We start from the raw sequence: 14,294 nt of genomic DNA, 5'->3' as shown, positions 1-14,294 counted from the left end.
ACATTTAGGCTTTCTTGAGCGATCACTCAAGTATATATTTGAGCGGACGCTCAAGAATTGGTGACTGCAATGCCCCGCAAACCTTCATATGACCGCGATGCTCTGATTGCGCAGGCTCGGGATTTGTTCTGGCAACAAGGCTGGGCGGGAACCTCGTTGAAGGATCTCGAACACGCGCTGAATCTGAAGCCCGGCAGTTTCTATGCGGCATTTGGCTCCAAGGACGCGCTTTATGCGCTGACATTGGAGCGATACGCGCAGGACGGCGTGGCGCGTCTGATGGCGATGGCGGATGAAATGGGTCCGCTGCGTGCGCTGAAGGCGCAACCCCATGTGGTGATCGACGAGCGCGAGATGCCCGCGCGGGCCTGTATGCTGGCCAAAACCTATGCCGAACTGCAGTCCAAAGGGCATGATCTGGCCGATAAGGCCGGGTGTCACATGGCCGAGATGAAGGACTGTTTCGCCACCCTCTTTCGGCGCGCGCAACAGGCCGGAGAGATCGGGCCAGACCATGACCCTGACCGTCTTGCCGCGCGCTATCAGTCGGACATTCTGGGCCTGCGTTTGTCGGCCGAACGCAGGGACGTGAATGCGGTTGAAATTGCCGAGGACATAGCTGCAGATCTGGATCGGCTTTGATCAGCTGAAAACAACCCGTGACAGCACAAAATGTTGGGGGATGGCGTGACATTCCCCACCAGAAAACGTATAAGTTACCAAAATAATATAGGTACTAACCGCATGTCCGAAGACGCACAGGCACCACAGGAATATGGCGCTGATTCTATTAAGGTTCTCAAAGGCTTAGAGGCTGTTCGCAAGCGCCCTGGTATGTATATCGGGGATACGGACGATGGCTCAGGTCTGCACCACATGGTGTATGAGGTCGTGGACAACGGAATTGATGAGGCGCTGGCCGGTCACGCCGACCATGTGACCGTGAAAATCCACGCCGATTCCAGTGTCTCGGTCAGCGATAACGGGCGCGGAATCCCCGTCGATATCCACCCTGAAGAGGGCGTCTCGGCGGCCGAAGTCATCATGACCCAGTTGCACGCGGGCGGAAAGTTCGACAGCAACTCGTACAAGGTGTCCGGCGGTTTGCATGGCGTGGGTGTCTCAGTCGTGAACGCGCTGTCCGACTGGCTGGAGCTACGCGTCTGGCGTAATGGTAAGGAACACGTTGCGCGCTTTGAGGGCGGCGAGACGGCGGAACACCTGAAGGTGGTTCAGGAATGCGGTGAACGGACCGGGACCGAAGTGCGGTTTCTGGCCTCGACCGACACCTTCTCGAACCTGGAGTATTCGTTCGATACACTGGAGAAGCGCCTGCGCGAGTTGGCCTTCCTGAACTCGGGCGTGCGGATCATCCTGATCGACGAACGCCCTGCCGAGCGGTTGGAAACCGAGCTGTTCTATGAGGGTGGCGTCAAGGAGTTCGTCAAATATCTCGATCGCTCCAAGTCACCCGCGATGCCCGAGCCGATCTATATCAGGGGCGAGCGCGACGATATCGGGGTCGAGATCGCGATGTGGTGGAATGACAGCTACCACGAGACGGTTCTGCCCTTTACCAACAACATTCCTCAGCGGGATGGCGGGACACACGTGGCGGGCTTCCGGGGTGCTTTGACCCGGACCATCAACAACTATGCGCAATCCAGCGGGATTGCGAAGAAGGAAAAGGTCAGCTTCACCGGCGATGACGCACGCGAAGGTCTGACCTGCGTGTTGTCGGTCAAAGTGCCCGACCCGAAATTCTCGTCCCAGACCAAGGACAAGCTGGTCAGCTCCGAAGTGCGCCCGGCGGTCGAAGGTCTGATGAACGAAAAACTGGCCGAATGGTTCGAGGAAAACCCGAACGAGGCCAAAGGGATTGTCGGCAAGATCATCGAGGCCGCGCTGGCCCGTGAGGCGGCGCGCAAAGCCCGCGAACTGACCCGCCGGAAAACGGCGATGGATGTGAACTATCTGGCCGGGAAGCTGAAAGACTGTTCCGAGAAAGACCCGTCCAAGACCGAAGTGTTCTTGGTCGAGGGGGACTCGGCCGGTGGTTCCGCCCAGACAGGTCGGGATCGACTGACGCAGGCGGTTCTGCCCCTGCGCGGGAAAATCCTGAACGTCGAACGCGCGCGGTTTGACCGGATGCTGTCGAGCCAGGAAATCGGCAATCTGGTGATGGCGCTGGGTACCGGTATTGGCCGCGATGAGTTCAACATCGAAAAGCTGCGCTACCACAAGATCGTCATCATGACCGATGCGGATGTGGACGGCGCGCATATCCGAACGCTGCTGCTGACCTTCTTCTACCGGCAGATGCCGGAGCTGATTGAGGGCGGATACCTCTATATCGCGCAGCCACCGCTCTACAAGGTTTCGCGTGGTAAATCAGAAGTTTACCTGAAGGATCAAGCTGCGCTGGATGACTATCTGATCAATCAAGGGGTCGAAGGTGCAGTTCTGAAACTGGGCTCAGGTGAGGAAATCATCGGGCAGGACCTGACCCGCGTTGTTGACGAAGCGCGCCAGTTGAAGCGCGTTCTGGACGCCTTCCCAACGCATTACCCGCGCCACATTCTGGAACAGGCCGCTGTTGCGGGAGCCTTTGTGCCGGGTGCGGTCGATGCCGACCTGCAGGGCGTGGCCGACAAGGTTGCTGCCCGTCTGGACCTGATCGCGCTGGAATACGAGCGCGGCTGGCAGGGCCGGATCACACAGGATCACGGCATTCGTCTGGCCCGCATCCTGCGCGGTGTGGAAGAGGTCCGCACTCTGGACGGCCCAATGCTACGCTCGGGCGAGGCCCGCAAAACCGGCAGCTTTACCCAAAGTCTGCAAGAGGTCTACAACACCCCCGCCACGCTGGTTCGCCGCGACCGGATGCAAGCCATCCAGGGCCCGCTGGACCTGCTGCGCGCCATTCTGGAAGAGGGCGAAAAGGGCCTGTCTCTGCAGCGCTACAAAGGTCTGGGTGAGATGAACCCGGATCAGTTGTGGGAAACCACGCTGGACCCGGATGCGCGTACCCTGTTGCAGGTGCGTGTGGATGACATGGTCGAAGCGGATGATCTGTTCACCAAACTGATGGGCGATGTGGTCGAACCGCGCCGCGAATTCATCCAGCAAAACGCCCTGAGCGTTGAAAATCTGGATTTCTAAAGCAGTGTAGGATCGCCCATAATCGTTCGCGACGCCCATAATCGTTCGCAGTAGGATTTGTGAGTCAGTATCGTCCGAATAGCCTTGGGCGATCAATTTTCGTCTTGCCATGAGCTGCGCGTAGGAGGGCATACTTTCATCGCAACGCTACTCGATTTGACCTGAGTAGGCTGTTCAGGCGCGACAGATTGAGCATGAGATTCAATTTTCGGTTGCGCCGTAGATCCGTTTGAATATTCATGGCACTGATATCTAAGTGATAGTTAGAACTGGAACGGCCTTGAGAAGGATTAACCCAACGGGAGAGCAGCCCGACAGCGGCATCCCAGTATTAGACGTTATTTTCATTCATGGATTGGGCGGGCACGTAACCGAAACTTGGCAGGCGAACGAAGATTCATTTTGGCCGCAATGGCTTGCTGATAGCTTCAAGCAGTGTAGAGTTTTTCTCGCGTCGTATGATTCAACTAAACTCGCCCGAATTTTGTCTGGGGATGGCGCGTCTATCCAAGACATTGCCCAGATTTTAGCTGACCAGTTGATCAGCCGTGAAACACAAGCAAAGAACACACTATTTGTTTGCCATAGTTTAGGCGGCTTAATCGCTAAGCAAATAATTCGGAAGTGTGAAGATTCAGTAGATTCAGACTTCAACGATCTTGGGCGATCGGTTCGAGGAATGGTTTTCTTAGGAACGCCGCATCAAGGGGCGCAATTTGCTACAGTAATTGATTCAATATTGCGGGACTTCACCAGTAAACAGACGAAGCAACTTGCATATTCTTCAGAGGCACTGCTCGAGTTAAACGAGTTTTTCCGAAATTGCGCGAACAAAAGAGACATTCTTGTTAAGTCTTTTTATGAAACTGAAAAGACTTGGGGTATTCATGTAGTTGACAAGGTTACCGGCAATCCAGGAGTCCTTGGTAGTGAGCCGATTGCTGTTCAGTGCGACCACAAAAATATCTGCAAGCCAAAGGATAGGGATGCACCTGTCTTTACATCAGTATGCGCTACAGTTCGCAAACTATTGAGTAAGATTTGCCCTACTTCGCAAGCAGGAAACGGCTCTTCGGGACTTGAGGCAGACACAATCGCGAATGGAACTTGGGACCTCAAAGACAGCGAGAGCAAAATAGGATTTTCTCCTGAAGTTCAGGCTGATTTCGAGTATTTCACCAAGCTGGCCGACTCCGATCGGCGCGATCTGAAGCAGAAGCTTGATGATGCAGGCAGGGGCTATTTGTTTCGCGACGCGCGAAGAAAGAAGGAGCGTTTTGCAAAAGAGTTGCGAAGTCGTATCGCTCAACCGTCTGCGGTCACTCGCTTTACCAAGCTGCTATCGGATGTCGAGGCTCGCTACAATCGGCACGTCGCACGAGTAATTGCAGAATCTGGTTGCGCCAAGGATATTGATCAAGAGATTCAGGAACAGGTCATTGAGCCTTGCCTGAAGGGGCATTCATCTCCAGAGCATGAAATTACAGCGGGGCATGTCGACGGAGCGCTATACTATCTTGCTGGCAACTGTCATTTGGCTTGGGACAATGACTGATTTTCGAGTTTGGCATCCTTCAAGAGACCCTTATCACTGCATATTTCGAATGGTGCGGATCCTTCTTGCGAAGTCCGAAGCTATTCAGGTTGAGAAGCTTCGCATTTTGGACATGTTCCTACTCTATCCATCTCTAATGCACCGTCTTTCCTTGCCGTCCGAAACAAAAAAGAAATTTAGAAGCCTAAAAATACCTACGCCATCCAAAGAATTTGTCAGACTGCCAGGCACCGCATCGGTTTGGCAAGAGTTGCAAATCTACCAATCCACCGCCCTAAAGCAACTTGCAGGAAGAGGGCTTTTGAGAAGAGACTCCCTCAGAGACCACTATGCTCAGCTGATTTTAGATCAATTGCCGGCGCAGATATTAAAAAGAGCCAAGGAGGATAACCAGTCGGATACAAAACTGGTTTCTTTTTTGGTGAACGATTTAGCGGACCTACCAGTCAGTGGGCCATCTGGGCTCGTTAAACGAGCAGGTATCCCAGCAAGGGGACCAATTCAATGATTTCGCGTCTTAAACTTGATCGAATGGTAGTTACCCGTGGCGCCTCGATCATATTTGATGAGAGCTTTCACGAAGGGGTGAATATCATCCATGGTTCAAATGGAAGCGGTAAGTCCACTCTTGCGGACTTTATTTTCTTTGGGCTTGGAGGTGAGCTGAAAGATTGGAAGCCATACGCTTCACGAGCTGATCTTGTATTTCTACAGATCACGACCGCATCTGGCGTCCTTACCCTTCGTCGCGAAGTTTCCAGTAAGGGTAGTCGACCAATGGACATATTCTTCGGCAAGATGTCCAATGCCCTCGAGACACCATCGGATGCATGGCAAAGTTTGCCCTATAAAAGACCGGAGCACGGCTTTAGCTTTAGCCAAGTATTGTTTCGAGCCATTGGATTGCCGGAAGCGGTAAGTGATGGTTCCAGCAATATAACTATGCACCAAGTTTTGCGACTGCTCTATGTTGACCAGTTGACTCCTATTCAGCGGATTTTCAGGTCTGAGAATTTTGATACTTGGCAAACTCGGCAAGCTGTAGGTGATCTTTTAGCAGGTGTTGGAGGATATGATCTCTTTGAAAAACAACTGGCACTGAGAGAAGCCTCGAAGCAATACGATGCCTTAACTGCCCAATATCGTAGTTTGGTAGCCGTGGCCTCAGGATATGGTGAGAACATTCTAATGGAGCACATCGAGAGTGCTCAAGAGAAAGCAAAATCCGAGCGGAATGATCTCCTGAAAACGATTGACAGTTTGCTCGCCGCCGACCCGAGCGACGATGAAGTTTCAACGATTCAAAGGAACAGGCGCGAAGCTATCAAAAATTATAAGAAGACTCGAAAAAATGTCTTCGAACTCAACGAAGAAATTGATGTCCTGGAGTATGAGATCGACGACTCCGAGGAGTTTATTCAACATCTCCGTTTGTCACTGGATGACTTTGAGGCTGCCTCTGACACATTTTTTGCTCTTGGACACTTGGACTTCGAGTTTTGTCCTTCGTGCTTTGCTCCTGTTAAGCGAAAGGCTGAAGAGCATTGTCAGTTGTGTGACACTCCACGATCGCAAGATGAAGACGATTCAAGAACGCTCGCGGTAAAACTCGACCTGCAGATGCAGCTAAAAGAGTCGCTTTCGCTTCAGCAAGAACGGCGCATTGATTTGGATAAGTTGAAGGCCAACTTGCGGATTGAAAAACAATCACTTCGCAAGTTGACCGCCACGGTAGAATTTTTTCAGTCAGGACACTCCTCCGGGCGAGAATCGGAAATTGCCGAAGTAAGCAGGAAGATTGGGTTTATTGACAGTGAGTTGGAGGCGCTCCAAAAGCGCTTCGAAATTGCAAAAAAGGTAAAGGACGCAGCCGACGCTAAAGAAGACATGAATAATCGTCTTACGAGACTTAAAGATGAAATTGCAAGAATTGAACAAGCACAGAAGAAAAGAAAATCAATAGCTTATACGGCTATTTCTGATAGCGCGAAGGGCCTCTTAGAAAAAGACCTGAAGGAACATAGCGATTTCGGTGAAATTAAATACGTGAACTTTGATTTTTCAGGCGATTGGGTTGCAATCAACAACGAAAAAAACCGTGCGGGAAGCGCAAGCGGAATGGTCGTTTTGAAGAACAGCTTTTCAGCTGCAATGTTCAAAGCATCTCTGTCTGATAGCGGGTTTAACCTTCCTCGATGGATGCTTTTTGATAATATTGAGGACAAGGGAATGGTCCAAGAGAGATCCTGGAACTTTCAACGCTTGCTTGTTTCAACTTCGCAAAACTCGAAAACCCCGCATCAGATAATATTCACAACTTCAAAGATCGCTCCAGATCTCGACCGGCCAGATCTTGTAGTTGGCAAAAAATACACTCGCGCAGACCGATCACTGAAATAGAAACAGATGTTCTCGTATCCGACGCCGCGTCTGGGGGCAGTCCCGTGCTTTCTGCAGTCAAGCTGTCCACAAGGCGGTAAATGACCGAAGGAGACGGCATCAGTGATTCGACTATTGGGGTTATTTGCACGAAACCTGGCCTAATGGCGCTGTTTGGCGTCAAAATTCAATGCTTCTTATCGCGTATCCTGCTGTGCGTTCGTTTCAAAAAAATCCTTAGAAAGCAGTGATCGCAAAAATCAGAACGGAAAATTTTGACCCAGAATTTTCCGTTTCGCCTTCGTTAACTCACTGTAAAATATTCTTTTCTTGATCTCCCATCGTTGCTTGTGCATTTGGCGTGGCATGAAGATCGATCCTGACGCACTCACTCCCGCTCGCCGGATTCACAAACGCGGCAAGAACCAAAAGGCGAACTTCCTGTCTGGACACAAGCTGGAAGGCATTGTTCAGACGGAAAGCCGGTTTGAATCAGCAGCGACGTATTTGGCCATGATTGATCCGCGCGTGCAGAAGATCCGCCCGCAACCGCTGACCTTCGATCTGGACACCGGGAAGATCTATGCGACGAAGGAGGATCTGACGCTCGAATATGCAGGCTCCGGCACAACGCCACGCGCGTTTACTCCGGATCTCAAGTTGATCCTCAACTGTGGCGGTCACGTGTTCGTCGAGACAAAAAGCGCTTTTTTCATTGCGGACAATCCTGAATACCTCAAGTTGCCCGCTCAACTGGCTAAATTTGGTCACCAGTTGCTTTTGATGACTGAACAGATCCTCACAGATACGCTCTCGCTAAACGCCAAACACATGAGACCGTATGCCGGGGAAAAATTGGCAAATGCACCTGCGTCTGCGATTGCCAACCTTGGAGAGGGTCCATTCACTTTCGCCGACGCAATGCGTGCCACTGGTCTCAGTCAAAGCGACATCATTCGATCTATCCTGACCGGTATCCTTGCTTTCGACATCCAGAACCAAGACCTCGGCCCCAAAACACCCCTGGTGGCCGCAGGTGGAAGCACTGCGCATCTGGAGATCCTTGCGCTATGACAGAGATGATCGAAAAATATGACGGGCGCCAGATTGGTATCGATGGGGTTCAGCATGAAGTCATCGGTCGAGTTGTCGGGCGGTCTGCAGTGCAGCTCAAATCGCCTGAGGGCGTGGTTCACGAGATATCCGACAAAGATTTCCGGCTTCAAATATCGCGTGGCAATGTTGCGCCTGATGAACAGGCATCAGTTTCTGGTCGATACATAAGTAGCGAAGAGCGATTGAACGCACAGTTTCGATCTGAAGTCATCAAAATGGCCGAGAGATTGAGGCAAGATGGCTTCAATTGGGAAGAGCGGATCATATTGATGCGTAAGCACTTTCTTGCGGATTTGCGTTTCGCAAAGCATGCAGAAAGGTTTCCTGGCGTCCGGGCAATTCAGAAATGGATAAAGGCACATCGTGAGCAAGGTGACGTTGGCCTCGAAGATGGCCGTTACCGATCCGGGAATAGAACTACTCGCAATGATGCGCTTTTCGAAGAAATTGTCCTCGATATTCTGGAAGAGCAGTATCTGAAAACGGACCGCAAAACGGCGAAGGCAGTCTGGAGAGATGCCCGGGCTGTTTATCTTGAGCGCTGCGCCAATTATGACATCGAACCTCAACCGCATGGCCAAAAGGTTGTTGATCGGATCATCCGCAGCCTGCCGCACGCCGATGTTGTGAAAACACGCGTCGGCGGTCACGAGGCCAAAATGCGGCTCTTGCAAGCGGGTCACTTTGCGCGAGTAGAAAGGCCATTCGAACGTGTGGAGATGGACAGCACTCAAGTCGACCTGTTTGTTGTTGTCGACGACAAAGGAACAGTGAGCCGACCATGGGTTTGTACGCTGAGACCGTGCGACGACAGTTTTTTGATTTGGCCGCAAGTTTGAGTGTCGAGCTGGAAACAGCATCGAGGACGCTACCGCACAATGAAAACGGAAATTGATGGAGCGGCATCCAAGGGCAGGTTTGTCCGCGTCTTATCGGTTCATGCCGCGTGCAGCGAACGTCGATCCTTATCAGACCGGCCCTTGGCGCAGATCGCGGCGAAGGTGCCAGGAAAGCCCAAAATGCACTATGCTGCGCGACGCGCGAAGGTCGGCTGTGTTGCATCCCTTTGCCAGATCGCGGCGGATTTGAACGCGCGGGGCGGCAAATGGCACGCGATCACCGTGCGGAATATAAAAATAGCAAAAACAGTGCTGAAGCGGTTGCAGCTTAGAAAGATGCTTTACCAGGTAATCCACCATGTCCGACAGGTCTGTTTTGCATATGCAAGCTGTTTTTCTAGTTCCATCATGACGATATGAGAATCCACGACATTTATGCCTTTGTTTCCCATTGGTGCGCCAGCTTCTGAAACCAGGGCTTCGTAGAGCGCAGGGTTGTCGGCTTTGAGAACTAAACCAGTGTCCTCGCGCCACGCGAACCAAAAAACATCTTGGGGGTCGGTTTCTTCGGCAAGTCCATGAACAGTCGTTTCCGTGGCGAAGAATGGCCATGCGTCCCCTGGTAGTAAGGGTCTCCCATTGTCAAATTTGGGAACAATGTCGGGCCGCAAGTATGGTTTGCTAAGATCAATCAGTGCCTGTTTCCCGATGTTTATCCCGCTTGGAAGTTGGACACAGTGTGTGGGAACGCCCCAGAGGAACCCTGATGCAAAAACCAAAGCGCATGCCCCTATTGTTAGAAGTTGGCGAAAGCTATCCATAGGCACTTCGCACAGGGTCCAGGTAGATTTGTCCTCTCAAGGTGCCTGACCAATCGTCAGTTATTGAATATGGCTCACCGGTTTGAATCCCGAGTCGTTGAGGTCCACGTGGTGGAAGGCCGGTGCGCCCCCGAAGGTAGTTTTCTAGCGGCCTGTGTATGTTCTCAAAAATGGTCTCTCCTAGGTCGATTACCTCAATACCTATGTCAGCCGGATCAGCGAATTCATACCTTAAGTAGAAATCAAAGGAACCTTCTACGGTCAGTACACCGTGCCGTTCCTTTACGTTACCCGAAAACGTGCCGCCGATCACCGTATCCCCAATGCTAAAAACAACGCCAGTCATGTCATAGGGACGACAAAAGGTTTCACTAAACGTACCGTTCCGCTTGCTTCGTGCGCGACGTGCAATCTGGTACTTCAGCCGGGTTTCTACCTCTGCCATGTATTGACTGATGATAGCGGAAAGGTGGCCGGTCTCGCGTACAGTGACGCCTCGACCATTGCCACGGTAATAGTGGTTCACAAAATCTCTACTGCTCCAAGCGGCACCACTACCTGAGACACCCTGCAAGGCAATTTCCATAAACTCGGAGGCCTCGGGGAGATATGGTTCCGCCGTGCAACGGCAACCGTAGTCTTCCCTAGGGTGTCCGCCTTCTGGTGGATTGTCCCATGAAAAAATCTGGCCTTCGCGTTCGGCATGTGCTGACCGAACCTTACCATCGCGACGCGTTCGCCAGATGTAGTGGGTGGCAGGCTTGGCGTTCTTCGTCTCAAAACGGATTGACGTGCCCTTGCGCAGATATTGCACAAAGGTTTCTCGATATTCTTGGGGTTCAATCAGGGTCACATCGCACACTAGGCCTTTTGTTCAGCACACAATTGTGCCGTTCAGCATTTTAGAAATGGTTAACCATGAGTGCGCTTATCAGCCTGAATAAATGCGCTAGTCGCCACCATAGCTCTAGAGCTCCTTTGATAGTCAATGGCTGGTACGAACCTGCTTTTGTGGGCTAGTGTTGTTTATTCGATGAAGCAGACCTTTGAGGTGAACAATTGAAAGGCAGAAAAGTCCCGCAAGGCGGAAGTCACCACGCTTGGATGTGAAGCTCCGGTTTTGAGCTCAATCCATACTTTGAAGACTTACGAGAACGACTCAAATGAAATTGTATTTAACCAAACGACGAACTTGCTGGGGTCTCGTTAGGCAAACCTGCCGTTAGTAGTGTTCCAACGGAAATTCTGTGCGGAACCCGGATTTGCGTTAAGGTTGCGTACACATCGTTGCTTCCTCATTTTGAGACGAAGTGTTCCAAATCAAGATTGAAAGAGAATTGAATGAAACGCCTGTTTCCATCTCTGCCGGAGAACGCGACACTCGGAAGTGTCTATCAAGCCTTTCCAGACAAACTTTCTCCACTCTGCGCGTACGAAAGCCTTGTGATGAGGGGCGAGAGCGATCTCTCGGTTGCTGAACGTGAATTGATTGCAGCCTATGTCTCTGGCTTGAATGCTTGTGCGTATTGCCATGGGGCGCACATCGTTTTCGCCAAAGCCTACGGCATTCAGGTCGAGACAATCGAGGCACTTATGGCAGACCGCGATACGGCACCGGTCGAGGATCATCTCAAACCGTTACTGGCTTACATTGAAAAGCTCACCGTCTCTCCATCTCGAATGACGGAAGCCGACGCAAAAGCGGTCTACGCGGCAGGCTGGTCAGAGAGCGCGCTGTTCGATGCTATCCAGGTCTGTGGTGTCTTCAATCTCGTGAACCGCTTCATAGAAGGAACGGGTGTTCAAAGCCCTGGCACCGACCCAAGAGAAGCGGACGAGGCTACTTTGTCCCGATACCGCAGTGACAGCTTCTATACCGATTTCGGAAGAGAGAACGGTCTCGACATCCCTTGAATTGATGTTGTTCTTTCGTTCGAACGACGACAAAAAGCTGGTCCGATAAAACGCCAGCTGCGTCCTTCGATCTCGAGGTTAAATCATTCGTCGGATCAAGTCGGCGCATTCATTTATTGTTGGTGGATCCGTGCTCAAGACTCAACGATCCGTCCTGCTTTTCGTAGATAACCCATTTTCTGATAAGGTTATTGGAAACTTGTGGGCTTTGTAAGGGGGGGGAGAGTTGCTTAAATTTGACGCTGAAACAACGAGATTACTCGAAATCGCCTATCAGGGAGCTGAATTGACGCGGCGAAGACAGGCTTCATTTGATGCGCTGCGCCCGGCTCCTGGTGAGACTATTTTGGATGTCGGTTGTGGCAATGGGATGTTAACAGCGGAGTTGGCTCGCGCAGTTGGCTCGGATGGCTGTGTCATCGGGATCGACCCAAGCGAGGATATGACAGCGGCAGCTAAAGAACGATGCAGCGACTACGCAAACGTGGAGTTTCGTGCTGGTGCCGCAAATCGCTTGCCCATTGAGGATGAGAATGCTGACAAGGCCGTCTCGGTACAGGTCTTTGAGTACATCGAAGACGTAGACGGTGCGTTGGCTGACACGCTGCGGTGCGTCAAACCCGGCGGGCGCCTTGTCATCAGCGATCTGCATTTTGGCAGCTTGATTTGGTTCAGCGAAGAGCCCGACAGAATGCAAAAGTTGCTGACATCCTGGAACCAGCACTTTGTGAGTGGTTCCCTCCCGGAAAGACTGCCTGCACTGATAAAAGCGCGTGGCGACCATGTGGAAGATGTCTTGTCGTTCACAATGACGGATCACCAGCTAAAGCCCGATGGCCTCGCAATCATGATGATGCACCTTATCAAGCAATACGCTGTCGCAAATGACCATGTTGATCCCGCTGTTGCGCAATCGTGGTTTGACGAACAGTTCAGCCTTGCAAAAGTTGGACGCTTCTTCTTTTCGATGACCCAATTTATCGTCGTGGTGCGCAAAAAGGGTTGATCGTTCTACAACGCGCCACTTGACCTCGGTCGCGCTCGTTACCCCGCACCACCTCTTCGCTTACACTATGTCGGCGTCCATTGGTTACCATGCTTGGTCTCCGCTTCGGAAAATCTGACTTTGTCATAGCCAGACCGTCGCCTCACAAAAGCGATTAGGAATAGGGCAAATAGCAGAACTATGGATTCAATGCATCAGGATGGATAGTCTTCGGTACGGGGAGAACGGGAGTGGAACGACGCCTTGCCACTATCTTGAGTATTGACGTCGTGGGCTACTCGCGGCTGATGGAACGCGGCGAGTCAGCGACCTTGGCAGCACTAAAGTCGCACCGGTTGGAACTCATTGACCCCTTTGCAGCGAGTTTTGGTGGCAAGATGATCAAGTTGATGGGTGATGGTGCACTGCTGGAGTTTGAGAGCGCCGTATTGGGTGGTTTTGGAGATGGCACGAGCCACGTTGCGGGATGGTTCATGGATGGAGCGCGTCACCTTGCGCTGTGGTTCTTTCGGACAGCATCGGCTTTTAAGCGCGCAGGCGTCGCAGTCGGGTTTGCGGGCGCGGTAGCGAAGTATGCCGTCCTTATCCGGCCTGGGCTTCCTCGGCTTTGTGAAAGCCCGGCGAACCTCGGCTTCGACTTGCTGGCGTTTTCCGCCATGCGGTGCATACACCAGCAGCACCTGTTGACGATCCAGGCGTCGAAGACCTGCGTCCGGCAGCTGTTTCCACACCACTCACAACTGCGATTGGCTTCAGTGATCGCGACCAAAATGTCCGAATCCTGGTAGCCGTCGGTGTTCTCGCGGCTGTAGTAGATACGCAGCTCGTCAAATTTTTGCTTGATCTGATGAACCTCGGGTGCAGGCTTTTTTGCTCAATCGCGCGCTTCTTGACGCGCTCAAGCGCTTCTTCGACGATCCGGATCCAGCCCTGGCACTCCTTTCCGAGTTCGCTGACGACGCCGTTATGGATGTCATCCCAATCAATCACGGACATATCTGCCTCCCGTTTCTCGACGGTATGCGCAAATACTGCGCAGAGTTATGGGCAATCTTCCAAGATTTTCTTCAATGAAATCAATGTTGGGAATGCAGCGTTATGAGCGCACCTCATAAGTTTGCGAAGTTTGCCAATAGTTTATCATCTTCATGTCTGCCATCGTCCTCGCGACAAAGCTTTTGTTTGGCTAAACTGCGCAATACGTCAAAGTTCACCGACTACTCGGCCAGGGAAATTTCGTGGTTGCTCTAAGCCATGTAAAACAAGACGAGGGCGATTGGGCCGTCTTTGACTTGTTCCGGCTGAAGGGTGGAAAGATCGTCGAACATTGGGATGTGCAAGAACAGATCGGCCCGACAGAGACCTGGAACAACTCTGGCAATTTCTAGAGGAGTAGAGCGCCATAGCTTATCTGGCGGAGGCCGATGATGATTTCTTTTTCAGGCAAAGGAGCGTTGATGCCGGGTCAACATTCCAGAAATCGAATGGTTGTCTTTGACTGA

Annotated in this window: 13 protein-coding genes and 1 pseudogene; 12 read left to right on the top strand and 2 right to left on the bottom strand. The window is 51.8% G+C overall.

Annotation, left to right across the window (positions count from 1 at the left end; genetic code table 11):
• Positions 1-69: 69 nt before the first annotated feature.
• The 8 genes from J7380_RS09545 to J7380_RS09510 all read left to right on the top strand — a co-directional run bounded on the left by J7380_RS09545 (position 70) and on the right by J7380_RS09510 (position 9,471).
• Positions 70-642: a TetR/AcrR family transcriptional regulator gene (locus J7380_RS09545; protein WP_209195520.1), complete on the top strand. Its 573-nt coding sequence runs from the start codon at positions 70-72 to the stop codon at positions 640-642.
• Between the two features lie 102 nt (positions 643-744).
• On the top strand, positions 745-3,162 hold the full coding sequence (gene gyrB / locus J7380_RS09540; protein WP_209195519.1) for a DNA topoisomerase (ATP-hydrolyzing) subunit B: 2,418 nt from the start codon (positions 745-747) through the stop codon (positions 3,160-3,162).
• A gap of 280 nt (positions 3,163-3,442) precedes the next feature.
• On the top strand, positions 3,443-4,717 hold the full coding sequence (locus J7380_RS09535; protein ID WP_209195518.1) for an ABC-three component system protein: 1,275 nt from the start codon (positions 3,443-3,445) through the stop codon (positions 4,715-4,717).
• Positions 4,638-5,225 carry an ABC-three component system middle component 5 gene (locus tag J7380_RS09530; RefSeq protein ID WP_348539090.1) on the top strand — a complete coding sequence of 196 codons (588 nt, stop codon included), beginning with the start codon at positions 4,638-4,640 and terminating at the stop codon, positions 5,223-5,225. Before J7380_RS09535 ends, J7380_RS09530 begins: the two co-directional genes overlap by 80 nt.
• Positions 5,222-7,117 (top strand): AAA family ATPase, encoded by a 1,896-nt coding sequence (locus J7380_RS09525; protein ID WP_209195516.1) that lies wholly within the window; start codon positions 5,222-5,224, stop codon positions 7,115-7,117. The genes J7380_RS09530 and J7380_RS09525 overlap by 4 nt, the downstream gene beginning before the upstream one ends.
• Positions 7,118-7,462: 345 nt before the next feature.
• Entirely contained in the window at positions 7,463-8,170 is a 708-nt protein-coding gene (locus J7380_RS09520) for a hypothetical protein (protein WP_209195515.1), read from the top strand.
• On the top strand, positions 8,167-9,051 hold the full coding sequence (locus tag J7380_RS09515; protein ID WP_209195514.1) for a hypothetical protein: 885 nt from the start codon (positions 8,167-8,169) through the stop codon (positions 9,049-9,051). Before J7380_RS09520 ends, J7380_RS09515 begins: the two co-directional genes overlap by 4 nt.
• Positions 9,052-9,090: 39 nt before the next feature.
• Positions 9,091-9,471: a hypothetical protein gene (locus J7380_RS09510; RefSeq protein ID WP_209195513.1), complete on the top strand. Its 381-nt coding sequence runs from the start codon at positions 9,091-9,093 to the stop codon at positions 9,469-9,471.
• A gap of 393 nt (positions 9,472-9,864) precedes the next feature.
• Here the strand turns inward: J7380_RS09510 and J7380_RS09505 are convergent, their stop codons facing one another.
• Positions 9,865-10,725 (bottom strand): phage minor head protein, encoded by an 861-nt coding sequence (locus tag J7380_RS09505; protein WP_209195512.1) that lies wholly within the window; start codon positions 10,723-10,725, stop codon positions 9,865-9,867.
• A gap of 488 nt (positions 10,726-11,213) precedes the next feature.
• On the opposite strand from J7380_RS09505, the gene J7380_RS09500 reads away from it, so the two are divergent.
• Both J7380_RS09500 and J7380_RS09495 read left to right on the top strand, forming a co-directional pair.
• Positions 11,214-11,786 (top strand): peroxidase-related enzyme, encoded by a 573-nt coding sequence (locus J7380_RS09500; protein ID WP_209195511.1) that lies wholly within the window; start codon positions 11,214-11,216, stop codon positions 11,784-11,786.
• Between the two features lie 226 nt (positions 11,787-12,012).
• The gene (locus J7380_RS09495; protein ID WP_209195510.1) at positions 12,013-12,792 is read left to right on the top strand and encodes a methyltransferase domain-containing protein; all 780 of its coding nucleotides are present in this window, start codon (positions 12,013-12,015) and stop codon (positions 12,790-12,792) included.
• Positions 12,793-13,235: 443 nt separating this feature from the next.
• Here J7380_RS09495 and J7380_RS20350 read toward each other — a convergent pair.
• Positions 13,236-13,379, bottom strand: a pseudogene (locus tag J7380_RS20350) (IS5/IS1182 family transposase); the annotation flags it as partial.
• A 271-nt stretch (positions 13,380-13,650) separates the two neighbouring features.
• On the opposite strand from J7380_RS20350, the gene J7380_RS09485 reads away from it, so the two are divergent.
• Together J7380_RS09485 and J7380_RS09480 are read left to right on the top strand one after the other, a co-directional pair.
• On the top strand, positions 13,651-13,866 hold the full coding sequence (locus J7380_RS09485; RefSeq protein ID WP_209195508.1) for a hypothetical protein: 216 nt from the start codon (positions 13,651-13,653) through the stop codon (positions 13,864-13,866).
• A gap of 164 nt (positions 13,867-14,030) precedes the next feature.
• The gene (locus J7380_RS09480; RefSeq protein ID WP_209195507.1) at positions 14,031-14,180 is read left to right on the top strand and encodes a hypothetical protein; all 150 of its coding nucleotides are present in this window, start codon (positions 14,031-14,033) and stop codon (positions 14,178-14,180) included.
• Positions 14,181-14,294 lie beyond the last annotated feature (114 nt).

The sequence above is a fragment of the Ruegeria sp. R8_1 genome, from assembly GCF_017743815.1.
Taxonomy (GTDB): Bacteria; Pseudomonadota; Alphaproteobacteria; order Rhodobacterales; family Rhodobacteraceae; genus Ruegeria; species Ruegeria lacuscaerulensis_A.
This window is presented reverse-complemented; position numbering and strand designations above follow the sequence as displayed.

Coding starts and splice junctions, on each gene's coding strand:
- J7380_RS09545 (WP_209195520.1), top strand. CDS start 70: ATGCCCCGCAAACCTTCATATGACCGCGATGCTCTGATTGCGCAGGCT.
- gyrB (WP_209195519.1), top strand. CDS start 745: ATGTCCGAAGACGCACAGGCACCACAGGAATATGGCGCTGATTCTATT.
- J7380_RS09530 (WP_348539090.1), top strand. CDS start 4,638: ATGAAATTACAGCGGGGCATGTCGACGGAGCGCTATACTATCTTGCTG.
- J7380_RS09525 (WP_209195516.1), top strand. CDS start 5,222: ATGATTTCGCGTCTTAAACTTGATCGAATGGTAGTTACCCGTGGCGCC.
- J7380_RS09520 (WP_209195515.1), top strand. CDS start 7,463: ATGAAGATCGATCCTGACGCACTCACTCCCGCTCGCCGGATTCACAAA.
- J7380_RS09515 (WP_209195514.1), top strand. CDS start 8,167: ATGACAGAGATGATCGAAAAATATGACGGGCGCCAGATTGGTATCGAT.
- J7380_RS09510 (WP_209195513.1), top strand. CDS start 9,091: ATGAAAACGGAAATTGATGGAGCGGCATCCAAGGGCAGGTTTGTCCGC.
- J7380_RS09500 (WP_209195511.1), top strand. CDS start 11,214: ATGAAACGCCTGTTTCCATCTCTGCCGGAGAACGCGACACTCGGAAGT.